General features: G+C 60.0%; 21 protein-coding genes. 7 read left to right on the top strand and 14 right to left on the bottom strand.

Annotation, left to right across the window (positions count from 1 at the left end):
• Positions 1-3 precede the first annotated feature (3 nt).
• From Q0J85_RS11475 to Q0J85_RS11440, 8 genes are all read right to left on the bottom strand, one after another.
• The gene (locus Q0J85_RS11475) at positions 4-522 is read right to left on the bottom strand and encodes an HAD family hydrolase (protein ID WP_294481637.1); all 519 of its coding nucleotides are present in this window, start codon (positions 520-522) and stop codon (positions 4-6) included.
• Complete coding sequence (gene kdsA / locus Q0J85_RS11470) at positions 506-1,318, bottom strand: 3-deoxy-8-phosphooctulonate synthase (protein WP_294481634.1); 813 nt, start codon at positions 1,316-1,318, stop codon at positions 506-508. The genes Q0J85_RS11475 and kdsA overlap by 17 nt, the downstream gene beginning before the upstream one ends.
• A 1-nt stretch (position 1,319) precedes the next feature.
• Entirely contained in the window at positions 1,320-2,057 is a 738-nt protein-coding gene (gene kdsB / locus Q0J85_RS11465) for a 3-deoxy-manno-octulosonate cytidylyltransferase (RefSeq protein WP_294481632.1), read from the bottom strand.
• A gap of 23 nt (positions 2,058-2,080) precedes the next feature.
• Entirely contained in the window at positions 2,081-3,088 is a 1,008-nt protein-coding gene (locus tag Q0J85_RS11460) for a bifunctional heptose 7-phosphate kinase/heptose 1-phosphate adenyltransferase (protein ID WP_294481630.1), read from the bottom strand.
• A complete protein-coding gene (locus Q0J85_RS11455) occupies positions 3,085-3,546 on the bottom strand; it encodes a hypothetical protein (RefSeq protein WP_294481628.1) in 462 nt (153 codons plus the stop codon). The genes Q0J85_RS11460 and Q0J85_RS11455 overlap by 4 nt, the downstream gene beginning before the upstream one ends.
• A 73-nt stretch (positions 3,547-3,619) precedes the next feature.
• The gene (locus Q0J85_RS11450) at positions 3,620-4,309 is read right to left on the bottom strand and encodes a zinc metallopeptidase (protein ID WP_294481625.1); all 690 of its coding nucleotides are present in this window, start codon (positions 4,307-4,309) and stop codon (positions 3,620-3,622) included.
• A gap of 18 nt (positions 4,310-4,327) precedes the next feature.
• The gene (locus Q0J85_RS11445; protein ID WP_294481622.1) at positions 4,328-5,146 is read right to left on the bottom strand and encodes an alpha/beta hydrolase; all 819 of its coding nucleotides are present in this window, start codon (positions 5,144-5,146) and stop codon (positions 4,328-4,330) included.
• 5 nt (positions 5,147-5,151) lie between these two features.
• A complete protein-coding gene (locus Q0J85_RS11440; RefSeq protein ID WP_294481619.1) occupies positions 5,152-7,521 on the bottom strand; it encodes a hypothetical protein in 2,370 nt (789 codons plus the stop codon).
• Positions 7,522-7,808: 287 nt separating this feature from the next.
• Between Q0J85_RS11440 and Q0J85_RS11435 the strand changes: the two genes are divergently transcribed.
• The 4 genes from Q0J85_RS11435 to Q0J85_RS11420 are packed head-to-tail and all read left to right on the top strand — an operon-like array spanning position 7,809 to position 15,615.
• Positions 7,809-9,488 (top strand): glutamine--tRNA ligase/YqeY domain fusion protein, encoded by a 1,680-nt coding sequence (locus Q0J85_RS11435; protein WP_294481617.1) that lies wholly within the window; start codon positions 7,809-7,811, stop codon positions 9,486-9,488.
• A 27-nt stretch (positions 9,489-9,515) separates the two neighbouring features.
• Positions 9,516-10,832: a YihY/virulence factor BrkB family protein gene (locus Q0J85_RS11430; protein ID WP_294481615.1), complete on the top strand. Its 1,317-nt coding sequence runs from the start codon at positions 9,516-9,518 to the stop codon at positions 10,830-10,832.
• Complete coding sequence (locus Q0J85_RS11425) at positions 10,829-13,135, top strand: hypothetical protein (protein WP_294481611.1); 2,307 nt, start codon at positions 10,829-10,831, stop codon at positions 13,133-13,135. Before Q0J85_RS11430 ends, Q0J85_RS11425 begins: the two co-directional genes overlap by 4 nt.
• On the top strand, positions 13,135-15,615 hold the full coding sequence (locus Q0J85_RS11420; RefSeq protein ID WP_294481608.1) for a PA14 domain-containing protein: 2,481 nt from the start codon (positions 13,135-13,137) through the stop codon (positions 15,613-15,615). The genes Q0J85_RS11425 and Q0J85_RS11420 overlap by 1 nt, the downstream gene beginning before the upstream one ends.
• Positions 15,616-15,627: 12 nt before the next feature.
• On the opposite strand, the gene Q0J85_RS11415 is transcribed toward Q0J85_RS11420, so the two are convergent.
• The 5 genes from Q0J85_RS11415 to dnaK all read right to left on the bottom strand — a co-directional run bounded on the left by Q0J85_RS11415 (position 15,628) and on the right by dnaK (position 20,797).
• Positions 15,628-16,275: a radical SAM protein gene (locus Q0J85_RS11415; RefSeq protein WP_294481606.1), complete on the bottom strand. Its 648-nt coding sequence runs from the start codon at positions 16,273-16,275 to the stop codon at positions 15,628-15,630.
• Positions 16,276-16,647 carry a 6-carboxytetrahydropterin synthase QueD gene (gene queD / locus Q0J85_RS11410; protein ID WP_294481603.1) on the bottom strand — a complete coding sequence of 124 codons (372 nt, stop codon included), beginning with the start codon at positions 16,645-16,647 and terminating at the stop codon, positions 16,276-16,278.
• A gap of 156 nt (positions 16,648-16,803) precedes the next feature.
• A complete protein-coding gene (groL, locus tag Q0J85_RS11405) occupies positions 16,804-18,429 on the bottom strand; it encodes a chaperonin GroEL (RefSeq protein WP_367274647.1) in 1,626 nt (541 codons plus the stop codon).
• 61 nt (positions 18,430-18,490) lie between these two features.
• Positions 18,491-18,787 (bottom strand): co-chaperone GroES, encoded by a 297-nt coding sequence (groES, locus tag Q0J85_RS11400; protein ID WP_294481600.1) that lies wholly within the window; start codon positions 18,785-18,787, stop codon positions 18,491-18,493.
• 108 nt (positions 18,788-18,895) lie between these two features.
• The gene (dnaK, locus tag Q0J85_RS11395) at positions 18,896-20,797 is read right to left on the bottom strand and encodes a molecular chaperone DnaK (protein ID WP_294481597.1); all 1,902 of its coding nucleotides are present in this window, start codon (positions 20,795-20,797) and stop codon (positions 18,896-18,898) included.
• A gap of 311 nt (positions 20,798-21,108) precedes the next feature.
• Between dnaK and trxA the strand changes: the two genes are divergently transcribed.
• From trxA to Q0J85_RS11380, 3 genes are all read left to right on the top strand, one after another.
• Positions 21,109-21,423, top strand: coding sequence for a thioredoxin (gene trxA / locus Q0J85_RS11390; protein WP_294481595.1), 315 nt, complete (start codon positions 21,109-21,111; stop codon positions 21,421-21,423).
• Positions 21,424-21,583: 160 nt separating this feature from the next.
• Positions 21,584-22,915: an acyl carrier protein gene (locus Q0J85_RS11385; protein WP_294481592.1), complete on the top strand. Its 1,332-nt coding sequence runs from the start codon at positions 21,584-21,586 to the stop codon at positions 22,913-22,915.
• Positions 22,870-23,163, top strand: a complete 294-nt coding sequence (locus Q0J85_RS11380) for a helix-turn-helix domain-containing protein (RefSeq protein WP_294481590.1) — start codon at positions 22,870-22,872, stop codon at positions 23,161-23,163. The genes Q0J85_RS11385 and Q0J85_RS11380 overlap by 46 nt, the downstream gene beginning before the upstream one ends.
• Positions 23,164-23,182: 19 nt before the next feature.
• Here Q0J85_RS11380 and Q0J85_RS11375 read toward each other — a convergent pair.
• A partial coding sequence (locus Q0J85_RS11375) for a cellulase family glycosylhydrolase (RefSeq protein WP_294481587.1) occupies positions 23,183-23,635 on the bottom strand: 453 nt, incomplete at its 5' end.

Below are 23,635 nucleotides of genomic sequence, written 5' to 3'. Positions count from 1 at the left end.
TTTTCAGCGCCGGTAACGTTCGAGTGCGGCGTCGAGTTTCCCCTGTTCGGCCAGCAGAATGCGCACGACTTCAGCCACCGCACCGTGTCCGCCCGGCAGCTTCGTCCGCCAGAGCGCCGCCTCGTCGAGTTCGGGAACGCCGTCCGCGACCACCACCCCGACTCCGGCGCGCCGCATCGGCGGGAGATCGATCACATCGTCCCCCATGTACAGACACTCCTCCGCGGCGAGCCCCTGCTCCCGCAGCATGCGTTCAAACGCCTCGAGTTTGTCTTTGCAGTTTTCGTAGATGAAAGTGAGCCCGAGCTCCGCGGCACGCATCCGGTTCGCTTTCGCTGCGCGCCCGGAGAGCAGCCCGACTTTGATCCCCTCCCGCATCGCCATCTTCATCCAGTGACCGTCGCGCAAATGAAAAAATTTGATCTCATCCTCTCCGCCGAAGCCGGCGCGGCCATCGGTCAGGACCCCGTCCACATCGAGGACGATCGCCTTGATTTTCCTGAGTTTATCGGAGTGCGTCATAAATCTTCTTCACCGTCGTTAAAATTTCCCGGGCCTGCTGGAAATCAAGTGAATTCGGCCCGTCGGACATCGCCTCGTCCGGGCGCGGATGCACCTCCGTGAACAGCGCGTCGATCCCGACCGCCGCCGCCGCACGCGCCAGCGGGAAAACAAATTCCCGCCGACCGCCCGACGCGTTGCCGAGCCCGCCCGGCAGCTGCACCGAATGGGTCGCGTCAAACACGACCGGTACCCCGAATGAGCGCATCGTCACAAGCGAACGCATATCCACCACCAGGTTGTGATAGCCGAACGTCGTACCCCGCTCGGTCAGAAGAATGTTCTCATTCCCCGTCGCGCGCACTTTCTCGAGCGCCCCGGCCATATCCTCCGGCGCCATGAACTGCCCTTTCTTGATGTTGACCGCGCGCCCGCTGCGGCCCGCCGCGTGCAGCAGATCGGTCTGGCGACAGAGAAACGCCGGGATCTGGAGAATATCCGCAACCTCCGCCACTCTCGGAACATCCACCGTCTCATGCACATCCGTAATGACCGGCACATCGAAACGGCGCTTCACCTCCGCAAGGATCTCGAGCCCGCGCTCAAGCCCCGGACCGCGCACCCCTTTCTCGCTCGAGCGGTTCGCCTTGTCATACGACGCCTTGAACACATACTCGACTCCGAGCTCCGCGCAGAGCCCTTTCAGAAACTCCGCCACCTCGCAGCAGAGCTCAAGGCTCTCCGCCTGGCAGGGACCGCCGATGAGCACAAGCCGCCCGGCTCCGAAAACCACCTTGCCCGCCTCTACCGTCCGCATCTCACCGGCCCTCCTGAAGTTTCTTCTCCGCCCGGACCAGATCCTCCGGCGTGTCGATCCCGATGCTCTCGAGCTCGGAGAGATGCACGTAGATCCGGATTCCATTCTCCAGCGCCCGCAGCTGCTCGAGTTTTTCGCAGTTCTCAAGCCGCCCCGGCGGCAGTGCTACGAACCGGTCGAGCGTGGCCTTGCGATACGCATAGATTCCCCAATGCAGATAGACCGGAGCCTCCACCCCGCCCTTGCGCCAGAACGGAATCAGCGAACGGCTGAAGTAGAGCGCGAACCGATCCTCTCCGAATACCACTTTCACATTGTTCTCGGTCATCGTGTTGCGGTTTCCCGGCACCGCGACCGTCGCCATCTCGATCGAGGGATCGCACTTCATGATCGCGATCAGCTCATCGATCACCGCAGTCGGAATCAGCGGCTCATCCCCCTGCACATTGATGACGATGTCGACCTCTTCCCCCAGCCGGGACACCGCTTCGGCAATGCGGTCCGTGCCGGAGGGATGCGATTCGGCGGTCATGACCGCCCTCCCCCCGAAACCAGTCACCGTATTGTAAATCGCCTGATGATCGGTCGCCACCACCGTCAGATCCGCCGACGACGCGGCCGCTTTCTCATACACATGCTGCACCATCGGCTTGCCGCAAAGCATCGCCAGCGGCTTGGCCGGAAATCTCGTACTGGCATAACGCGACGGAATCACCACCGCCACCCGATCCTGACTCATGATCGACCTCTTCCTTATCTGTTTCAGACCTCTTTCAAGGCCTCTTCCAACTCCGCAAAATGAACCGGCACGGTCCCGACTTTCGCCACCACCACTCCGGCGGCCCGATTCGCAAGCTCGGCCGCCTGAACCGGCGTGGCCCCCGAAACCAGCGCAAGCGTAAACGTCGCCGTCACGGTATCCCCCGCGCCCGACACGTCGAAAACCTCCCGCGCCCGGGTCGGAATCACTTCCACCGTCCCGTCACGCCCGAAAAGCGCCATCCCCTGAGCCGCCAGCGAAATCAGAAGCTGTTCAGGCTCCCATGCGTCGAGCAATCGCCGCGCCACCTCCGCCAGCGCCCGGTCCTCGAACGGGTGAACCCATTCGGAGGAATCGTGCATCCCGGCCAGCGCAAACGCCTCGCTGCGGTTCGGTTTCATGACCGAGATCCCTTTCACCGGGGCGATGCTCTCGGGCTTCGGATCCAGCGCCGTCACGACTCCCGCACGACGCGCCTCCGAGACGATCTCCTCAAGCATCCAATCCGCGAGCAGCCCTTTCCGGTAATCCTCGAAAATCACCGCGTCGACCTCTCCGGTGCGAATCAGCCCCGCCACCCGGTCGACCATCGCGCGCCGAATTCCGTCCGGCACGGCGTGCAGATCCTCATAATCCTCCCGCAGAAGCTGCTGAACGCCCGCAATCACGCGCCGTTTTTCGGTCGTGCGCCGCGTTTCGTCGCGCATCACGCCTTCGACTCCGATCCGGTATTTTTTGAGTTCAGCGGCGAGTTCCTCCCCCGAGGAGTCGCATCCGGTCACACCGAATGCGCAGGCGCGGGCGCCGAGCGTCGCGACATTGCGCATGACGTTCGCCGCTCCCCCGAGGCAGCTCGTGCGATTCACGATGTTCACCACCGGCACCGGCGCCTCCGGAGAGATCCGGTTGACCCGTCCCCAGAGATAGACGTCGAGCATCATATCTCCGACCACCGCGACCCGACACGAACCGAATCCGCGCAGAATTCCGGAAAATTCCTCCGTCTTCATGGCGCCTCCTGCGGAATCCGGCTGTCGATGTAGCTGCCCGTATCGAGCGACTGCTCCACGCAGTACGGCCCCGAATCTCGGAGCCGGGCCATGATCCGCGTGAATTCCGTCACCGTATTCTGCAGTTCGGAAATCTCTTCGCCGGAAAGAGAACCGGCATGCGCACGCAGATACGGCGCGAGCGAGTTGAGTCCCCATGCGACCAGGCGCGCTTCGAGCTCCGCGGTCTCACCGCCTTTGACTTTGAGTCGGTTCGATATGTTGCGCGCCTGATCGAACGATTCGAGAAGCTGCAGTCGCCGCACCTCGAGCGCCATTGCGTTCTCCCGCTTCAGATAAGCGGGGATGCTGATCGCAAGTGCAATCTCCGCAATCACGATCGCGATGAAAATAACCACTGCCAGCGCCGCGACATAGTCGCGCCTGAACCGGGCGGAATAAGTGATCTGTCGAGCCAATTCGGAACCTCGTGTTCAGAATGAATTACCGTCGTCCATACTGTTCACAATATATCACGCCGGCCCTCTTTTTTCAATCCCTCCGCCCCAGAAGTCCCGACCGGAACAGAAAATAAAGCAGCGTAAGCAGCGCCGTCACCGCGGCGGCGACGTAAGTGAGAAACGCCGCGGAGAGCACTTCCCCCGCGCCTTTCGCCTCGCTCTGCGTCACAATTCCGGCGGAAACCATGAGCTGTTTCGCCCGACGGCTCGCGTCATACTCCACCGGCAGCGTCACAAGCGAAAAGAGCACGGCCATCCCGAAACAGATGATGCCCAGCCAGAGCAGCGCGGACATGTTCAACACCAGTCCGATCAGGAAGAAGAGATAAGCCCCGGGACTCGCGAGATTCACGATCGGCACGAGCGAACTGCGCAGCCAGAGCGCGGAGTACCCCTGCGCATGCTGAATCGCGTGACCCGCCTCATGGCACGCCACCCCGATCGCAGCGAGAGAGTCGGAGTGGTAGACGCCGGGTGAGAGGCGCAGAACTTTCCCGGTCGGGTCGTAGTGATCGGACAGGAATCCCTGTGTCTCCTCCACCCGGACGTCGCGAATTCCCGCATTCGCGAGCAGCCGCAATGCCGCCGTCGCCCCGGTTACCCGGTTCAGGCTCTCGACCCGGGAATACCGATCGAACGTGAGTTTCGTCTTTGCCGAAGCCCAGAGCCCCAGCAGAATCCCGGGCAGCGTGAACAGCAAATAAACCGGATCGAAAAACATTGTGCCGCCCCCCTTCGGTTACGCCTGCCGCCGCGCAACAAATTTGCAGGTCGTCGTCAGGAATGCCGCCGCGAGTTCCGGCCAGATTTTCGCATCGGGATAGTCAAGCGCCAGCCCGATCCCGTGCGGCCCGGACGGAAACACGTGCAGCTCGGCGGGAACGCCGTTTTTCCAGCAGGCCTCGGCGAACGCGATCGAGTTCCGCACCGGAACCGCACCATCCGTGGCGGTGTGCCACAGGAAAGTCGGCGGCGTGTCGGCCGTCACCCGGCTGCTGAGGCAGTAACGGTCCTCCAGCTCCAGCAGAGAGTCCCCGAGCAACTGCTCGCCGCTGCCGCGATGTCCCCACTCCGCGCTGAACGAAATCACCGGATAGCAGGGGATGATCGCGTCCGGCCGCTGCGAAAACGCATCGGCAGCATCCCCGGCCGTCGCATCCACCTCATGGAACAGCGTTCCGGCCGAAGCGACCAGGTGTCCGCCCGCGGAGAAGCCCAGAACGGCAATCTGATCCGGCTGGATACTCCACTGCGCCGCTCGACTCCGTACGATCCGAATCGCCCGGAAAAGATCCCGCTGCGGCGCCGGAAACCGATACGGCGCAACCCGATACTGAACCACAAACGCATGAAATCCAAGTTCATTGAACTTCCGCGCAATCGGCTCGGCCTCGTGCGGGGCACGGTGACAATACCCGCCGCCCGGGCAGACGATGACCGCCCCGCGCGCCGGCTGCGACCGGTCGAGCAGATAAAGTTCGAGATAAGGCTCAAAATCATCGGCGGGATTCCCGGTGCCCGCACTTTCCACCGACTTCCAGAGTTTGATCGTTTCCATTCTTCTCATCCTTTGATTTCATTCCGTCCCGGCACGAGGGCGATACGCCGCCCGTCCGGAAACCGGTAATTCCCATGCAGACCGGGCGGCAGCGTCACGACTGCTCCCACTGCATCAACCTCAACTTCGATCACGCCGCCCGCCGGATGCGCAACCCGTCCGCAGATTCGCCGCCCCGGCAGCAGCTGCGGACAGACTTCCACCTCTCGGAAACCGTACCCCACCGGGCGCACGCCGAGCATCGACGCATAAAAATGCCATAGAATATGCGCACTCCAGGCGTGGCAGTCCGAACGGCTCGGTTCCGGCCCTTCCAGCAGGGTCGCAAGTCCGAGCGTCTCCATCGAACGGAACACATCCAGCCGCCGGTCGAAGAGGTCGGGCCGCTGCAGCTTCCGATACGCTTCAAAAAGATAGAAGCAGAAGTAAACCGTCGCCCGCACGAGGCTTTCATCCCTGCACAACCCCCGGCCGCACGCCCTCTCGATCCGCTCCGGCAGAAACCCCGAGAGCAGCATCAGGACCTGCATGTGTTCCGAAAAACTCCGATCGTCAACCGTGTCCGCAAAGAGATTCCGCTCCCCGCGCCAGAAAACCCGGATCACCGTTTCCGCCAGCTCCCGACCGCGGCGGCGGAAATAATCTGCCATCACCGTGTCCCCGGTCAATTCATACAGATTTGCGAGAGAACCCAGCCCGTAGAGATAGAGCGCGTTCACAATTCCGGAGACTCCGCGCTCCGCCTCCGGCGGAACCCCCGCCGGCCATCCCGTCCAGTCGACAAAACACCATGAGCGCGGAATCGATACGAGCCCGTCCGCCCCGATCCAGCGCTCGAAGGCATCCGCAACCCGCCGCGCCGCCGGAAGCAGCTCGGAAACGAGCGGCCCGCCCCGCCAGCGCGCGTAATCCTCGAGCATGCCGATGAAGAACGGCGAAAAGGTCGGAATCACCTGTGTAATCCGCGACGGATAACGCGACGGGAAGAGCCCCGACTCGAACTGGGCCGCAGCAAACATCCGCAGCGCCTTTTCGACCAGACGCGCATCCCGGGAAATCGTCAGCGTCAGCAGCGCCTGAATCCGGGTGTCCCCGAGATACATCAGCTGCTCGTAATAGGGGCAGTCCATGAACGTGTCATGCGAACACATCTCAAGCGTCCGCTGCGCGAGGCGGGCGAGCCGGTCGAGATCCGCGCACCCCGTCGAGATCGAACTCTCGACCGTGAGCGGATAGCGGAACTCCTCGAGGCGCAGCCGGTCGATCCGCAGCGGCTCCTCCGCGGTCCGGATCTCCAGCGAAACGAACCGCCCCGCCCGATACCAGGCCGTCCAGAACGCCATGCGATCACGCCCGTCCGGCAGGAAGTGGTCGTAAATTCCATAAAAATACCGGTCGCGCCAACCGGTTCGGTCCGCTTTGGCCCGGACCTCCTGATCCACGGTCATGAGCGCCTCGGCCCAGCCGAGCGAGATCTTCGCGCCGCGGCCGCCCGAAGTAACAAGGCGCGGACGCACACAGTAATAATCATCCAGTTCGAGCAGCAAACGCAGTTCCGTCCGGGGCGGAATCTCGAGAATTCCATTCCGCAAAGCATTCTCGATTTCGGCGATTTCACCGGGACGGTTGTCGGCGGCACGGAACTGCCGACCGCGGAACGGACCGGCGTAACGGAGTGCAAAACTCCGGATTTCCTGCGTCTCCATATCCGGCAGCGTCGCTGCCCGGAGCAGCGGCTGCGGCACATATTCGTTGCGCAGTTCCGCATCGCCACCGGGATACAGCTCCGCAACGGGAAGCCACCCCTCCCCCTCGCCGCGTTCAATGCCGCGGGGATACCCGGAGGCATCGAACGTCAACTCCTGCCCGACGCTGCCGCCCCAGCCGCGAATCGGCTCGAACGAAAGTCCCGGCAGCAGCTTCGCCTCCCAGTTTTCAGCGCAACTCCCGAGTTTCTCCGCATCGGCGCCGTCGGCAGCGAGCAGAAATCCGTGCTCAAACTCGATCTTCGCAAAGGGACCGTGCCCTCCGAAACTGGTAACCATCGCGACGAAAACGTGTTCGCCCGGCTCCGCTTCCCATTCATATGTATCGACAAACGTATTGCGAATGTCCCCGAGCTCCGGACCGGCAGCGGCCTCGACACCATCGATCCAGAGCCGGTAAACCGCATCCGCCGTCACGGCAAGACGCATGCGCGCCGGACCGCCGAGAACAAACCGGTTGCGATAGGCCACCGTCCGGGCCGAATGACTCGTCTGAGGCAGGGCAATCCACTTCTCCGGCCAGACGCCGTCATCCACCCAGTGGCAGCTTTCCACCTTGCGGACAAAGGAGAGCGAATTGACCGTGATCCGTTTCAGTTTCGTCATCATGAATTTCCCCCGTATGATTGATTTCGGTAAGATACATCCCGATTCCCCATTATTCAAGATAAAACACCCAAAAAAAGTGCCGTTGAGACTGGCAAAAAAACAACTGACGTGGTATGTTACCGCGGATGGAAAATTATGGATGGCGAAACCGGAGTTGTGGACGGATCATGAAATTTGCCCGACATACATTGGAACCGTTTTCGATTTTTCGACAACGGAGCGTCCCTGCATTCCCGTTTTTTCCGTATCGATCACTTTGAAAAAATCACTCTGGAGTTATTGCAATCATGCCGGAAACCAACGAAATCAACGCACCGCTGGATTTCATCCGCGAAATCGTGGCGGAGGACCTGCGCAACAACAAAAACGACGGGAAAGTCGTCACCCGTTTTCCGCCTGAGCCGAACGGCTATCTGCACATCGGCCACGCCAAGGCGATCTGCCTCGACTTCGGCGTCGCCGCGGAGAACGGAGGCGTCTGTCACCTGCGGTTCGACGACACGAACCCGACCAAGGAGGACACCGAATACGTCGAATCAATCATCAACGACGTAAAGTGGCTCGGTTTCGACTTCGGCGAACATCTCTATTATGCCAGCGACTACTTCGAGCGCATGTACGAGTGCGCCGTCACGCTGATCCGGAAAGGGCTCGCCTACGTCTGCGATCTCTCGCCCGAGGAGTGGGAGGAGTACCGCGGCACGCTGAACGTCCCCGGGAAAGAGTCGCCCGGTCGTTCCCGCTCGGTGGAGGAGAACCTCGACCTCTTCACCCGCATGAGGAACGGTGAATTCGAGGACGGCGCCATGGTCCTGCGCGCCCGCATCGACATGGCTTCGCCGAACATCCATATGCGCGACCCGGTCATCTACCGGATTCGTCGCGCCCATCACTTCCGTCACGGGGATAAGTGGTGCATTTACCCGATGTACGATTTTGCGCATCCGCTCGAAGATGCGTTCGAGGGAGTGACCCACTCGTTCTGCACGCTCGAGTTTGAGATTCACCGCCCGCTTTACGACTGGGTGCTCCAGGCGCTGGAGTTCAAGAATCCGCCGGTGCAGACCGAGTTTTCCCGGCTGAATCTGACCTATACGGTCATGAGCAAACGCAAACTTCTGCAGCTTGTGAAAGAGCACTACGTCGCCGGCTGGGACGATCCGCGCATGCCGACCATCTGCGGAATGCGCCGCCGCGGGATTCCCGCTTCCGCGATCCGCAGACTCTGCAGAACCGTCGGCATCACGAAGTTCGAGGCGCTCACCGACATCGCACTTCTCGAACATTGCGTTCGGGAAGAGCTCAACGCCAGTGCGCCGCGCTTCCTCGCCGTGCTCGATCCGCTGAAAGTCACAATCACGAACTATCCGGCCGACGGAGTCGAACCGCTCGATGCGGTCAACAATCCCGAGGATCCCGCCGCCGGCAGCCGCAAACTGCCGTTCGGCCCCGAACTCTATATCGAGAAGAGCGACTTCATGCTTGAACCGGTCAAGGGTTACTTCCGGCTCGCGCCGGGCCGCGAAGTGCGGTTGCGTTACGGATATTTCATCAAATGCGAAGAGGCGGTGCTCGACGATGCGGGCAATGTCATCGAACTCAAATGCACGTTCGACCCCGCGACCCGCGGCGGATCCGCCCCGGACGGGCGCAAAGTCAAGGGGACGATCCACTGGGTTTCCGCCGACAGCGCCGTCCCGGCCGAAGTGCGGCTCTACGAACGGCTCTTCACGGTCGAGCAGCCCGGAGCGGACGGGGCGGATTTTCTCGAACAGCTCAATCCGGATTCCGTCCGGATCGTCAAGGCGCTGGTCGAGCCGAAGCTCGCGGAACTCCCGGCAGGAACCAGCGTCCAGTTTGAACGGAACGGATATTACTGTGTCGACCCGGATTCCAGGCCCGGTTCTCCGGTCTTCAACCGCACGGTCACGCTGAAAGATTCCTGGGGGAACAAGCAGAAAAAATAACAACGGGAGCAGCGACGGGGGGATCGAATGCGTACCGGAAAAATCAAGCAGTTGCTCGCTCATTACATCGCGGGCTCCGACCGCTCCTACCGGGAGCTCTGGCCGGCCGGGAAGTTCGCCCGGCTGCTCTGGCTCGCCGCCCGGAGGTTCACGGCGGATCGGAACAGTCTCCGGGCCGTCGCGCTCACGTATTACACGCTCTTCGCCATTGTGCCGATGCTCGCGCTCGCGTTCGGCATCGCCAAGGGATTCGCACTGCAGGAGAAACTGCAGGAGATCCTGAGCGAAAAGCTCGCCAATCAACGGGAGATCCTCGCGTGGATCTATCAGTTCGCCGACTCCACACTGCAGCAGACGCAGAGCGGCGTCATCGCGGGGGCCGGTGTGATCGTGCTGTTCTGGACGGTCATGTGGCTGGCGAACAACGTTGAGAAGTCGTTCAATGCGATCTGGAATCTGCCGGCGCACGGGAATTTTTTCCGGCGGCTGAGTGATTATCTCGCCTTGATTCTGATCACTCCGTTCCTCATCGTCCTGCTCTCGAGTGCGGCGCCGGTGCTGCGGCGGATCATCGGCGAAGGAGCCGGTGCCGGAGTTCTCGGGGCGCTGCTCTACTCGCTGGCCGTCGATCTTTCGCCTCTCGTGCTCATTGTGCTGACGTTCGCGGCGATCTACCTCATTGCGCCGAATACGCGCGTGCGGTTCCGGTCCGCCCTGATCGGCGGAGTCGTCGCAGGTGTGCTGTTTCAGCTGCTGCAGGACGGATTCATCATTCTGCAGACCCGGATCTACCAGTACAACAAGGTGTACGGCAGTTTCGCGGTACTGCCGCTCTTTCTGATCTGGCTGAAACTCTCGTGGCAGATCGCACTTTTCGGAGCGGAGGTGTCGTTCGTCCACCAGCACATCGGCAGCGGACTCTTCGACCGGCTCGGGAAAGTCAAAATCAGCCGGAAACTGCGACTCGAATACCAGTTGCTGATCCTCGGGAAAGTTTTCGGCAATTTCGATCGGGATCAGGGAGCGGTCAACGAGGAGACCATTCTCGATGAACTCCCTCTTCCACAGGTTCTCACACTCTCCATGCTCGACGAACTCGTCGAAGCCGGCATGCTTTATAAAATTGAGAATGACAACACCGCTCCGGACTATCTGCCCGCCCACCCCTCGGAACATTATACCGTCTGCGACGCGCTGGCGAAACTCGAGGAGACCGGGCTGGTTACGCCTCCCGCGGCGGGCAATGCGAAACTGGAAAAAAGCATCCGCGCGCTCGATGCAATCCGCCGCGACGCCGCCCGCAGTCCGGGCAACCGCGCCCTCAGGGAGCTCGATGAGCCATGAGATGGTTGCCGGGAGTGATCGTTTTCGCCCTGCCGTTGCTGGTTTCGGCCATCGACGGCGTCTGGCGTGCCGACGGTGCGAAGTTCGTCGAGCCCGACAAACCGAAGATCGAAGTGGAGTTCCCCGGCGGAGCTCAGCTCTACCTCGAGCCGGATCGCCTGAAATTCCGCCCGCAACGTTCCGCATTTGATGCCCGGAAGATCGAACTGGAGGCATTGGTGACAGCCGATTCGCCGGAGCCGGTCAAAGGGGTGATGTTCTTCAAGGACAAGGAGGGGCTCTGGTTTCAGAGCATCGAAGAGTTCACGTTCATTCCGGGGGAATGGAAAAAGATCAGCATCCGCCTCGACCGGAGCGGGCGCAACTGGCATGGGGTCGGGCACGATGCGATCTTCGACGCGGAGGCGGCAACCCGGCTCTTTTCGGCGGGAATTTCGCTCTACGGCACCGATCCCCGGAAATTCACGTTTGAATGCCGCAATCTTGCGCTCTCGGGACAACGCGAACAACAGCCGCTGTCGATCATCGACTGGAAGCTGCCGCAATCCGGCGAGGTGAACCGGCGCGTCAGCTCCCGCTTCCGTCTCGCCCGGGAGTTCTTCAACCCCTATGACCCGCGGGAGGTGACGGTCGATTATGAACTCAAGACCCCGGACGGCAAAATCCGCCGTTATCCCGGTTTCTGGTCGCGCGACTACGTCCGGACACGTCACTTTACGCGCGAAATCACGCGGCCCGTCGGTTCCGGATTCTGGGAGATCCGCTTCACGCCGCTCGTACCGGGAGAACATCAGCTCCGGCTCGTGGTGAAAGATGTGCGCGCCAATGAGGAAATCGCAAGCGAGTGGCGCAGCTTCACCGCGACGCCGTCGCAACTCCCCGGCCCCATCCGGGTATCGACGAAGAATCCCTGTTACTTTGAATATTCCACCGGGGAATTCTTCTTCCCGATCGGGCTGAACATCCATACGAACACCGACCGCCGCAGCGAAATCGGTTTCAACTTCGGCCATCTGCCGGACCGCGGCACCTACGACTACGACGACTATCTCGAGGCGTGCGGGAAATCCGGAATCAACGCCGTCGAAGTCTGGATGGCCGGCTGGACGTTCGCACTTGAACACGATGCGGGGCGCAGCGGCTATTACGGCGTCGGCCGTTACAACACGGAAGCGGCATGGCGGCTTGACCACGTGATCGACACGGCCAACCGGAACGGCGTTCTGGTGAATCTCATCATCGACAACCACGGACGACTTTCAGACACCTCCGACCCTGAATGGCGCGAAAATCCGATCAACTCCGGCGCGGAGTACGCCGCCGCCAACGGGGGGTTTCTGAAGATTCCGGGTGACTTCTTCCGCTACGAACCGGCCATCGAGAACAATTCGAGGCGCGCACGCTACATTGCCGCCCGCTGGGGAGCGACCCCGGGAATCATGGCGGTCGAACTCTGGAGCGAAGTCGACCTCACGAGCCAGATGCGCGAACGTTACCAGGATGGCTCGGTCCAGAAATGGCACCAGAAAGCCGCAACCGAACTGCGCGACTGGTCGCAGATCAACTGGCTGGTCTCGACTCACGTGTGCAGTGAATTTCATAATCTGCTCGGGCTCATTCAACTCTTTCAACAGCCTGCCATCACCCATCTGGCGGGGGACGCCTACCGCAATCCGTCCCAGCACCTCGCCGAACATCTGCGCGACTACTGCAACAACATGAAGCACGGGAAACCGCAGCTCATCACCGAGTACGGCGGCAACCCATCGGGCAGCTCCCCGGAACAGATGACCGGGGATATCCATTGCGGTCTCTGGGGCTCTCTTTTCGCCCGGCTTGCGGGAACTCCGTTCCTCTGGTGGCACGACTTCGTTCATCTGAACAACCGTTACGACCATTATCTCGCCTTTTCCCGGTTCCTGCAGGGAATCGATCTGCGTTCCGACCAGATTGATTATCTGCCCTCTGCGCCGGTCACGGTTCCCGCGCCGCCGAAAGATCAGCGTTACATGGCCATGGCGCTCGCAAAGCCCGGCGCCGCCTACGGCTGGGTTTTCAATCATGGTGCGACCCAGCGTTATCCCGACGACGCAAACACCGTTCCGGAAGTGAAAGACCTCACGCTCCGGCTCGATACCAAACTGCTTGAAACGGGCAATTACCGCCTCCGCTGGTATTCGACTCTGCCGTATGCGGAAACAGCCTCTTCCGTCGTCAAGGTCGAAGCGGGGAAACCCGTTACCATCGCGGCGCCGCCATTCCGGATCGATCTGGCATTCAAACTCGAACAGGAGAAACCGTGATGCGTGTCCTGCCTTTCTGCCTTTCCCTCCTGCTGCCGCTATCCGCAGTGTTTGCTGCGCCCGCGCCAGAAACAGCCGCGGCTCTGCCGGAATCACCAGCCCCGGCAGAACACAAGTGGCTGCAGCCGGAGGCGGAATTCCGGCTCACCGCTGTGCCGGAACGTCCGGCAGAGGCTTCCAGCATCGACCTGCGACGGCTCGTGCTGCCGGTTCTGCCCTCAAACGGGGTGCGGGTATTCGATGACGCGGGCAAACCGGTCGCGTACCAGCTGCATGACAACTTCTCGCTCTCGATCGCCCCGGCACCGGAAGCGAAGCGTTTCGACATCTACTTCGGCTATCCGGCCAGACAGCCCTTTGATACGTGGACCGGAGAGTCCGGGGAACGCCCTCCCGAGCAGCGGTTGAAGCTGAATTTCTACTGGGGAGGCGACCGCCCCTGTACGCCGCAGGAGTTTCTGAACCGGCGCAATATGGAGATCACGCGCGCCAACCGCTGGCACACGCGAAACTTCTACAACCGTCCGTTCATCATCCTGCGTCAGGCGGTCACCGGCTTCGAGCCGCCGCGCGGCGTTCCGAAATTCCCGCAATACTACAAGAATTACAGAAATCTCTTCAAGCGACTCCATACCAGGAACAAGGGGCAGTGGCTGCGCGCGGCGTCCGAACTCAACGGCTATCCGTACTGCGAACGCATGCGCCGCTTCAACGCCTCGCGGAAAAATCAGATAAAAAATCATCTTCTATACATGAAGCGTGAGATCACCCGCATCAACGGTCAGTATGCCCAGGCGCGCAAAGACATGGAACACGGTGCGGAAAATGACCTGCTCGGCGTCGCGGGGTGGAGAAATCCGCGCGAATTCATCGCGACCGAAGTGCAGCTCGTCGTACGCCCGCCGGAAACCTCGGAACACTATTCGGCCCGCTTCTCCGGCTTTCTCGAGGTTCCGGAAGAGGGAGAATATGAGTTCAGACTTCTCTCGAACTCCCTCGCACTGCTGAAACTCGACGGGAAAGTCATCGCCCGCCGCGTCAATGCGAACGGCTCCCAGCCGGCGGAAACGGTCACCGTCAAACAGAGCCTCAAAAAAGGGAGCGTTCCTTTTGAGCTCTTCTACCGTCTGAACAGCGGTTACAGTCAGATGACCCTGCACATGCGCCCGGCGGAGAAAGGGGAGTTCCGACTTCTCGCGGCGGAACACTTCACCCCCGCGCGTCCCGCAACACCGACCGGGCTGGAGAATCAGAAAGGCGTTTCCTATCCATTGCTGTCGCGGCGCGGTCACTATCTGATCTACACGGACAAGCAATCCAGCATTCCGCTCGAGAATTTCGACTTCATGACATCACGGGACGAACTAGAGTGGCAGCTCGGAGATTCTCCGTGGAGGCCTCTGGACGAACTTTCGACCGCCGTGATCCCGGGCAATACCCCGGAAACCGCCCTTTCGTTCCGGCGCATCGGCCAGCCCGAAACCCGGTTGCCGGTGCTCAACTCGGATTATCGCGCCGATCTGGTCGAACTCAGACCCGATCTCCAGCTCAGACTCTGGGCGCCGGAAATCATCTACGACGACGAGACACTTTCCATCTCGGCGGAAACCATCTCGCGCCTCCCGCTCGAGGTCGAGGCACAGCTCGATATCGCCGTCGACGGGAAAGCGCAGGAGCTGCGCCGGGTTCGCCTCCCCGCCAAACCCGATGAGCGGTTCAACCGGGCCGCGGCGGACGTCTACCGCAAAGATACGATCACCCTCCCCGCGCGACGACTGAAGAAAACGGAATCGGTCGACATCCGGCTCGATATTGAAAACTTCCAGTTCGACCGTAAGCGTCTCCGCGTTCTGCCGGTAGCGGCGGAAGATCTCGCCCGGCAGACGGATGCGGACAACACCGTTCTCGTGCTTCACCGCCCGAAACTCAGCGACATCCGCAACTGGGAACTCCCCCGCAAAATCGGCGATGAACTCGTTCCCTGCCGCAAACTTCTGATGATTGCGGAATCGATCGACGGCTTTGCCGCCACCGCCGGAGAACAGCTGCAAATCAAGGAAAATCAGACCATCGAGTTCGTTCCGTTCCGGGACTCTGAAGTTCCGCTGCGCGATAATCTGCCGGAATTGCTCGACCGGATCGGCAGCAGCACAGCGGACCATGCCATCCTCTTTCTGCCCTGCTTGTATCATATGGGCACCATAGAACCGTGGATGCGAGACCGGTATATTGCAGCGATTCTTGAAAAACTCCGGAGAAACCGGAAACTGCATGCGATCTATCTCATCCCTGCCCCGGTCCGTCCCGGGGAGGAGGAAGCGCAGCGCGAGCTGCAGAAATCGCTCCGCCGTCTCGCCCGGGAGTATGACGTCCAACTGCTCGAACCAGCGGCCGGAGAGTCTCCCGCCGGATCGGAACATCCGTTTCATACGCCGGAAGAGTTTCTGCCGCTCTTCGATACGCTGCGGAAGAAACTCTGAAAAGCGGCCAGCTCAGACGCCGGGCCGGTCTCCCCAGATCTGTTTGTGCATCTGCAACTGCATGCGCACCGGCGCCCGGGCGTCGACGATCCATGCCGCGAGTGCGGCGAATTCCACCCTTCCCCACACGGGGCTGGCGAGCAGATTCCGACACTTCCGCTCGAGATCATACTTCCGGATCACCTCGAGCATGCAGTCGAAATCGATGCGGTCGGAAATCACGAATTTGATCTCGTCATGCGGAGCCAGCAGCTCGTAATTCACGAAATCGTTCGCGGCGAACATGCCGGACCCGGGAAGTTTGCAGTCGAGAATCTTACGGACTTCCCGCGGAACTGCGGCGATCGAAAACGATCCGTTCGTCTCGAGCAGCACCTCAAATCCCGCATCGAGCAGCCGTCGGCAGAGTTCCGGCGTCTCGGGCGTCGCCAGCGGCTCGCCGCCGGTGATTTCGACGAGTTTTACGCCGGAGTCGAGAGCGAGTTTCACAAGTTCATCGACCGCAGCCGGCCTCCCCGCTTCAAAGCTGCGGCCGTAGCGCGTATCGCAATAGCTGCAGTCGAGATTACATCCGGCGAGACGCAGAAAGTGGCACACTCGCCCCGCATGGGTTGACTCCCCCTGCAGACTTGTGAACGATTCCACCAGATGCACGGGCATTTACTCCTCGAAATAGGTGACGGCCGAGTGATCCGACTCCCCGATGCGCACCCGGTGAACCTGGATCGAACCGCCATTCATCTTCGCGCCGATCTTGCGGTAGATCGTGCGTGCGAGGTTTTCACTGGTCGGATTGATCGTCTGAAACTCCGGCAGCTCCGAGAGATTCGTGTGGTCATACTCCGCCAAAAGCGCGTCGAGTTCGCTCTTGAGTTTCTTGAAGTCGAGGGCGATGCCGATCTCGTCGAGCTCCTCCGAACGAACGACGACCGTCACCTTGTAGTTGTGTCCGTGCAGCTTGCAGCAGTCTCCATTGTAGCCGCGCAGCTGGTGCGCCGCTGAAAACGTGCGGTCAATTTCAATTTCAAACATATCGGGAATTTCCTCTGTTGCATTCACATCTCCACCGGAACGCGGCAAACCCGTTTCACCGCACGCCGGTCCTTATAATATAACCGCAACATTCCTGAAATGCAAAAAAGCGCACCCCGTTTCCGGAGTGCGCTCTTCAGAAAGTTCAGACGAAACTTACATCATTCCGCCCATTCCGCCCATGCCGCCGGCCGGAGGCATCGCGGGTTCTTTCTCTTCCTTGATGTCCGTGATCAGGCACTCCGTGGTCAGCAGCAGACTTGCGACCGAGGCCGCGTTCTGCAGCGCCGAACGGGTGACCTTCGCCGGATCGAGAATACCGGTCTTGATCATGTCGACATATTCGCCGGTCGCGACGTTGAAGCCGACGTTGCCCTTGGCCTCTTTCACGCGCTCAACCACGACACTGCCCTCGTAGCCGCCGTTCGCGGCGAGCTGACGCAGCGGCTCTTCAACCGCGCGCTCGACGATCGCGGCACCAGTGGCCTCGTCGCCGGAGAGCTTGAGCTTGCTGATCGCGGCAGCCGCACGGACCAGCGCAACACCGCCGCCAGCGACAATGCCTTCCTCAACCGCGGCGCGGGTAGCATGCAGAGCATCGTCGACACGGTCTTTCTTCTCTTTCATCTCGACCTCGGTCGCAGCACCGACGCTGATGACGGCCACGCCGCCAGCCAGCTTCGCGAGACGCTCCTGGAGCTTCTCACGATCATAGTCGCTGGTGGTCTCTTCGATTTCGCGACGGATCTGCGCGACACGACCCATAATCGCTTTCTGCGTACCGGCGCCCTCGACGATCGTGGTGGTCTCCTTGGTGACCGTGACACGTTTGGCTTTGCCGAGCTGAGCGAGGGTCACATTTTCAAGCTTGATACCGAGATCTTCGGTCACGCAGGTGCCGCCGGTCAGGATCGCGATATCCTGCAGCATCGCCTTGCGACGGTCACCGAATCCCGGCGCTTTCACCGCACACACCTTGAGAATACCGCGCATGCTGTTGATGACGAGCGTGGCAAGCGCCTCGCCCTCGACATCCTCCGCGATAATGAGGAGCGGCTTGCCCTCTTTCGCAACCGCCTGCAGCAGCGGAAGCATGTCATTGAGATTGCTGATCTTCTTCTCATGGATCAGGACGTAGGCGTCCTCGAGAACCGCTTCCATCGACTCGGTGTTCGTCGCGAAGTAGGGTGACAGATACCCCTTGTCGAACTGCATGCCCTCGACCACGTCGAGCGTGGTTTCCAGAGTTTTGGCCTCTTCGACCGTGATCGTGCCCTCCTGGCCGACCTTGTCCATCGCCTCGGCGATGATCTTGCCGATCGTCTCATCACCGTTGGCGGAGATGGTTGCGACCTGCGCAATCTGATCTTTCACTCCGACGCTCATCTTCGCGATCTCAGCGACGACGGTCTCGACCGCCTTTTCAATGCCGCGCTTGAGTTCCATCGGATTGCTGCCCGCGGTGACGTTCTTGAGACCCTCGCGATAGATCGCCTCGGCCAGAACCGTCGCGGTGGTCGTACCGTCGCCGGCGACGTCGTTCGTCTTGCTGGCCACTTCCTTGACCATCTGAGCGCCCATGTTCGCGTACGGACACTTCAGTTCGATCTCTTTCGCAACGGTCACACCGTCTTTCGTGATGGCGGGTGCGCCGAATTTCTTATCAATTACAACGTTCCGGCCTTTCGGGCCGAGAGTTGCCTTGACCGCCTTGCTCAGCAAGGTGACGCCTTCGAGAATCCCGCGACGGGCCTCTTCCGAAAAAATAAGCTGCTTAGCCATAATAATGGGTTACTCCTGAAATTATTCTACTTTGTCAGATCACGTAAAAGCGATCAATCGCTCAGCCGACAACCGCGAGAATGTCGTCCTGGTTGACGACTTTGTACTCGTTTCCATCGACCTTGACCTCGGTCCCGCCGTAACGGCTGGTCAGGACAATGTCGCCGACTTTCACGTCGAACGGAATCTTCTTGCCGTTGTCATCGGTTTTACCGGTTCCAAGCGCGATCACTTTATATTCCTGCGGCTTCTCTTTCGCGGTATCCGGGATGAGAATTCCACCTTTCATCTCGTCCTTGCACTCACAGATCTCAAGCAGGACCCGGTCGCCAAGCGGCTTGATGTTGACTTTTGCCATTTCTGACTCTCCTTATTTGGTTGGTTGGAACTTAAATTCGTTCTTTTTATTCAAAATAATCTCCCCGGCTCCGGAAGCATCCGCCTCCGGCTCCGGGGCTCAGTACTCTTACTCGACCACTTCGGCGTCAACCACGCCTTCGTCGTCACCATTCTTCTGCTGCGTTCCCGCATTCTGCGAAGCTCCGGTCCCGCCGGCAGCCTGCTGTTGCTGCTGCGCCGCATAAACCGCTTCGCCGATCTTCTGCAGTAGCCCTTCGAGCTCCTCGCACGCGGACTTCATGCCCGGCACGTTGTCGGCCTCGATCTCTTTCTTGACCTTGGCCACGGCGCCCTCGATCTGGCCCTTGACATCAGCCGGAATCTTGTCACCGAACTCCTTGAGCTGTTTCTCAGTCTGATAGACCAGGGAATCGGCATGGTTCTTCGTCTCGATCCGCTCCTTGGCGTTCTTGTCGTCCTCGGCGTGCGCCTTGGCCTCGTTGACCATGCGCTCGACCTCGGCGTCCGAGAGGCCGCTCGAAGCGGTGATCGTGATCTTCTGCTCCTTGCCGGTGCCGAGATCTTTCGCGGTCACATGCAGAATGCCGTTCGCGTCGATATCGAATGTGACTTCGATCTGCGGCACACCGCGCGGCGCCGGAGCAATCCCGTCAAGCTTGAAGAGCCCGAGCGACTTGTTATCTTTCGCCAGCTCACGCTCGCCCTGAAGAACTCGGACGTCCACCGCCGGCTGATTGTCAGCAGCCGTACTGAAGATCTGGCTCTTCTTGGTCGGGATCGTGGTGTTCCGGTCGATGAGTTTCGTCATCACACCGCCCATCGTCTCGATACCGAGCGACAGCGGAGTCACGTCGAGCAACAGAACATCGTTCACCTCGCCACCGAGCACGCCGCCCTGAATTGCAGCGCCCGCCGCGACGACCTCATCCGGGTTCACGCCTTTGTGCGGATCGCGGTTGAAAATCGCTTTCGCCTCGTCCTGCACTTTCGGCATACGGGTCATGCCGCCAACCAGAATGACCTCGCGGATCTTGTCGGAGGAGATCCCGGCATCGTTCATACAGGCGATACACGGTTTCTTCGTCCGCTCGAGAAGAGGATCGCAAAGTTTCTCAAGCTGCGCACGAGTCAGCGTGATGTTCATGTGCACCGGGCCATCCTGGTTCATCGTGATGAACGGCAGATTGACATCGGTACTCATGCTGCTGGACAATTCGCATTTCGCCTTTTCCGCAGCCTCTTTCAGACGCTGAAGCGCCTGAGGATCCTTGCGCAGGTCGACGCCGTTCTCTTTCTGGAACTCGTCCGCCAGGTAATTGATGACCGCCTGGTCGAAGTCGTCACCGCCGAGGTGAGTATCACCGTTGGTCGCTTTCACCTCAAAGACACCATCGCCGATCTCGAGGATCGAGATATCGAACGTACCGCCGCCGAGGTCGTAGACCGCAACGGTTTCATCGGATTTCTTCTCAAGACCATAGGCCAGAGCCGCAGCAGTCGGTTCGTTGATGATGCGGAGCACTTCCAGACCCGCAATCTTGCCGGCGTCCTTGGTTGCCTGCCGCTGACTGTCGTTGAAGTAGGCCGGGACGGTGATGACCGCCTGCGTGACCGGCTCGCCGAGGTACGCTTCCGCATCGGTCTTGAGCTTCTGCAGAATCATTGCGGAAATCTCCGGCGGAGAGTAAACCTTGTCGCCGACTTTCACGGCCGCGTCGCCGTTCGCCGCCGCGACGATCTCGTACGGAACGAGTTCACGCTCACGCCCGACTTCGCTGAATTTGCGCCCCATCAGACGCTTGATTGAGAAAATCGTGTTCTTCGGATTGGTCACCGCCTGCCGTTTCGCCGTCTGACCGATCAGACGCTCGCCGGTCTTGGTGAACGCCACGATCGACGGAGTCGTGCGGTTACCCTCCGCATTCGGAATAATCTTGTACTCGCCATGATCCATGACTGCCATGCAGCTGTTCGTGGTTCCGAGGTCAATCCCTAAAATTTTACCCATAATCAATCCTCCTTCGGAATAAATTTTTTTTCATTTTGAAATGACGTTTCCGGAATAGAGCAAAGAGCGTGCCAACTTTCGATTTTCCCTCCGTTTCGCGGAGAAACGATCACGACAGACGCGGCGTGTCTCACCTGTCACGCGCCATTTTGTCACACCCCATGACAACCTGACACACTTACCGCGCCGACAAAAAAAATTGACTCTCCTCCCCTTTGATTTTTCCGAATTCATGCTATATTGATTTCTGCAATGAAACTCCGCAGGTCGCGCGCGGCCGCGGGAAATCCAATCATGGAGGAGACAGGAGAATGGCTGAAATCAGAGAACTCAACGCCGCGAACTATGACGAAACCGTGAAATCCGGAGTCGTCCTCGTCGACTTCTGGGCACCGTGGTGCAATCCGTGCCGCATGCTCGGAACCATCCTCGAACAGGTTGCCAAGGAAGCTCCCGAAAACGTCGTCATCGGCAAGGTCAACATCGATGACAACAAGGATCTGGCAGTTCGCTTTGAAGTGATGAACATTCCGCGCATCTTCATTTACAAGGACGGCGAGATCGTCAAGGATCTCTCCGGCGTCCAGAGCAAGCCGAAGCTGCTCGATGCGCTGAAGAACGCATAAACCGGCAATTCACCTGAAACCGGACGGATTTTCCGCCCGGTTTTTTTATACCCCTCCCCGATTTTCTCCGAATCATCGATTTTTTTCTCTCTTTACTTGCTTTTTTGATAACAAACGTTATCTTAATGATAACAAATATGAATTCATTGAGGCCACGGTAATGAGAGCATTCCGGAAAGTCATGATTGCGGGGGCATTCACCCTGTGGTGTCTCGCATGGGATATCGGGAATCCATCGCTGATCGCGACATACATCGCCGTCGGAATTCTGATCGGCGGGCTGCTGCTGTACCGGAAGCGGAAACAGGTGAAACAGGCGGAGAGAGTCGAACCGGAAAGACTCCCCTGCCCGATTCCATTCGGAGCGGAACCGGAACAGGAATTTCACCCGATCCGCGCGGAACGCTTTGAACGGGAACTGGCAGGATTCGCCATCGAGCTTTATTCGTACCGGAAACTCAGCCACTCACTGCTGACGGGGTGTCTCGTCGTCCCCGCGGGAGTGCTGTCAATTCTCTTCATGGATCAGCTTCAGCACTCGAAAAACGGGCTGCCTTTCCTGACCATCACGGGGGCGGTCTGGACGATCGTCGCGTTTCTGGTTGCCCTCGGCGAACGCTCCCGGGAACGGCGGCAGGAGAGACTCCTCCGGGCAGCGGCGGATGAGGGAACGCGCCTGGCCGCGGCCGATCACCGGCCCCCTTTCTCGCCCGATCGTCCGGAGGATCTCGCTCGTTTCTGCCGCTGTTTCGGATCGGAATCGGAAGCTCGGACAGCCTGCGAATTCGCGTGCCGGGCGGATTTTCATTTTCTCACACTGCCGCAGGATTCTTTGCTGCTCACAGCCGGAAAGAACGGCTTCCGGCAATATGCGGAACTCTGCGAAACCCTCGACTTCGATCCGATCGATTTCCATCCCACCATCGGAGAGGCGGTTCTGCTTCTGAACAACCATCGGAGAATCACCGAACGCAGGACTCCCGCTCCGGGAGAGCTGCCCCCGGCGGAATCCCGTCCGGCTCCGCCTCTGTCAAATGGTGTAAGAAAACTGCGAGACCTTTCCCGTGCCGGAAAAAATCCGGATGTACAGGAGATTTTTGAAGAGGAATACGCACGGCGGCCGCTCTTTTCCGAGACGCTCTTCAGCAGTTACTGGCCGAGCCTGGAAGAGGCGGTCATCGCGATGGCGGTCCGCGACACGGCCGCCGAAGTCACGGGGCGCGGGTATTCCATGATGTGCTATCCGGAAGACCCGGTCGCGCTGCTCGTCAACGGCGAATTCGACTCGATGGATGATGTGGAATTCATCCTCACGCTGGAACAGCGCTTTTCGATCCGGATTCCGGACGGCGACGCGGCGAAACTTCTGAACGGAACGCTCGCCGAACTCGCCGCGGAGATCCATCGCCGACAAACGATTTCACAACCAGACAAGGAGAACTTCCCATGCTCGACAAACTCATCGGTTCAAAAAGCCGCGCCGAAATCCTGAAACGGCTCTTCACGCCGGAAAATCCCTCGATCTATCTGCGTCGACTCGCGCGCGAAGCGGGGTTCAGCGCCCCGGTCGTCCACCGCGAACTGCGCACGCTGCTCGAACTCGGACTCGTCCGGCAGAACAGCGACGGAAACCGCATCAACTTCTCCGCCAATTGCGAACACCCGTTCTTCGCACCGCTCTGCGAACTCGTCTCCCGGGATCAAAACCACGAAAACGGCGGAAACGGCGGAGCGGAGTAACTCCACCGGATTCCGGAAATCAGTTGCCGCGATTCTTCCGGAACGCCTCAAGCATAACCCGTTTGCGGTCGTTGTCGGCGGAGGGCCGGAGGGGTTTGCCGGGTTCCCCCTCATGCTCGAGACTCCAGCCGCTCCATTCGCGGAACGCATGGTAACTCCAGTCCCAGCCGTACTCTTCAAAGATGTCGATGCAGTCGCGCAGGTAATCCGCGGCGCCGGGCGCCCAGACAACAGCCGAAAACTCTCCGACGTAGATTCTGGCGTTGTGCCGGAGCTGAAAGTCGCGCACCGCCTGCAAACGTTTGCGGATCATTTCCTTATCCCAGAATTCTCCGCCCATCTGTCCCGGATAGCGGACCAGCCGCACCGTCCCCTGTTCTCCGAAATTGTTGCCCACAAGCTGATGGGTGAACTGCCCCGGGTGATACATGTGCACCTGATAAATGATGTTGTCCATCGCCAGCGGAGAGAG

Origin of the sequence: uncultured Victivallis sp. (assembly GCA_944389935.1) — a bacterium.
Lineage (GTDB): Bacteria > Verrucomicrobiota > Lentisphaeria > Victivallales > Victivallaceae > Victivallis.
This window is presented reverse-complemented; position numbering and strand designations above follow the sequence as displayed.

Coding starts and splice junctions, on each gene's coding strand:
- queD (WP_294481603.1), bottom strand. CDS start 16,647: ATGTTTGAAATTGAAATTGACCGCACGTTTTCAGCGGCGCACCAGCTG.
- Q0J85_RS11380 (WP_294481590.1), top strand. CDS start 22,870: ATGCTCGACAAACTCATCGGTTCAAAAAGCCGCGCCGAAATCCTGAAA.
- Q0J85_RS11420 (WP_294481608.1), top strand. CDS start 13,135: ATGCGTGTCCTGCCTTTCTGCCTTTCCCTCCTGCTGCCGCTATCCGCA.
- Q0J85_RS11430 (WP_294481615.1), top strand. CDS start 9,516: ATGCGTACCGGAAAAATCAAGCAGTTGCTCGCTCATTACATCGCGGGC.
- Q0J85_RS11435 (WP_294481617.1), top strand. CDS start 7,809: ATGCCGGAAACCAACGAAATCAACGCACCGCTGGATTTCATCCGCGAA.
- kdsA (WP_294481634.1), bottom strand. CDS start 1,318: ATGCGGACGGTAGAGGCGGGCAAGGTGGTTTTCGGAGCCGGGCGGCTT.
- kdsB (WP_294481632.1), bottom strand. CDS start 2,057: ATGAGTCAGGATCGGGTGGCGGTGGTGATTCCGTCGCGTTATGCCAGT.
- Q0J85_RS11385 (WP_294481592.1), top strand. CDS start 21,584: ATGAGAGCATTCCGGAAAGTCATGATTGCGGGGGCATTCACCCTGTGG.
- Q0J85_RS11445 (WP_294481622.1), bottom strand. CDS start 5,146: ATGGAAACGATCAAACTCTGGAAGTCGGTGGAAAGTGCGGGCACCGGG.
- trxA (WP_294481595.1), top strand. CDS start 21,109: ATGGCTGAAATCAGAGAACTCAACGCCGCGAACTATGACGAAACCGTG.
- groES (WP_294481600.1), bottom strand. CDS start 18,787: ATGGCAAAAGTCAACATCAAGCCGCTTGGCGACCGGGTCCTGCTTGAG.
- Q0J85_RS11475 (WP_294481637.1), bottom strand. CDS start 522: ATGACGCACTCCGATAAACTCAGGAAAATCAAGGCGATCGTCCTCGAT.
- groL (WP_367274647.1), bottom strand. CDS start 18,429: ATGGCTAAGCAGCTTATTTTTTCGGAAGAGGCCCGTCGCGGGATTCTC.
- dnaK (WP_294481597.1), bottom strand. CDS start 20,797: ATGGGTAAAATTTTAGGGATTGACCTCGGAACCACGAACAGCTGCATG.
- Q0J85_RS11425 (WP_294481611.1), top strand. CDS start 10,829: ATGAGATGGTTGCCGGGAGTGATCGTTTTCGCCCTGCCGTTGCTGGTT.
- Q0J85_RS11440 (WP_294481619.1), bottom strand. CDS start 7,521: ATGATGACGAAACTGAAACGGATCACGGTCAATTCGCTCTCCTTTGTC.
- Q0J85_RS11460 (WP_294481630.1), bottom strand. CDS start 3,088: ATGAAGACGGAGGAATTTTCCGGAATTCTGCGCGGATTCGGTTCGTGT.
- Q0J85_RS11415 (WP_294481606.1), bottom strand. CDS start 16,275: ATGCCCGTGCATCTGGTGGAATCGTTCACAAGTCTGCAGGGGGAGTCA.
- Q0J85_RS11450 (WP_294481625.1), bottom strand. CDS start 4,309: ATGTTTTTCGATCCGGTTTATTTGCTGTTCACGCTGCCCGGGATTCTG.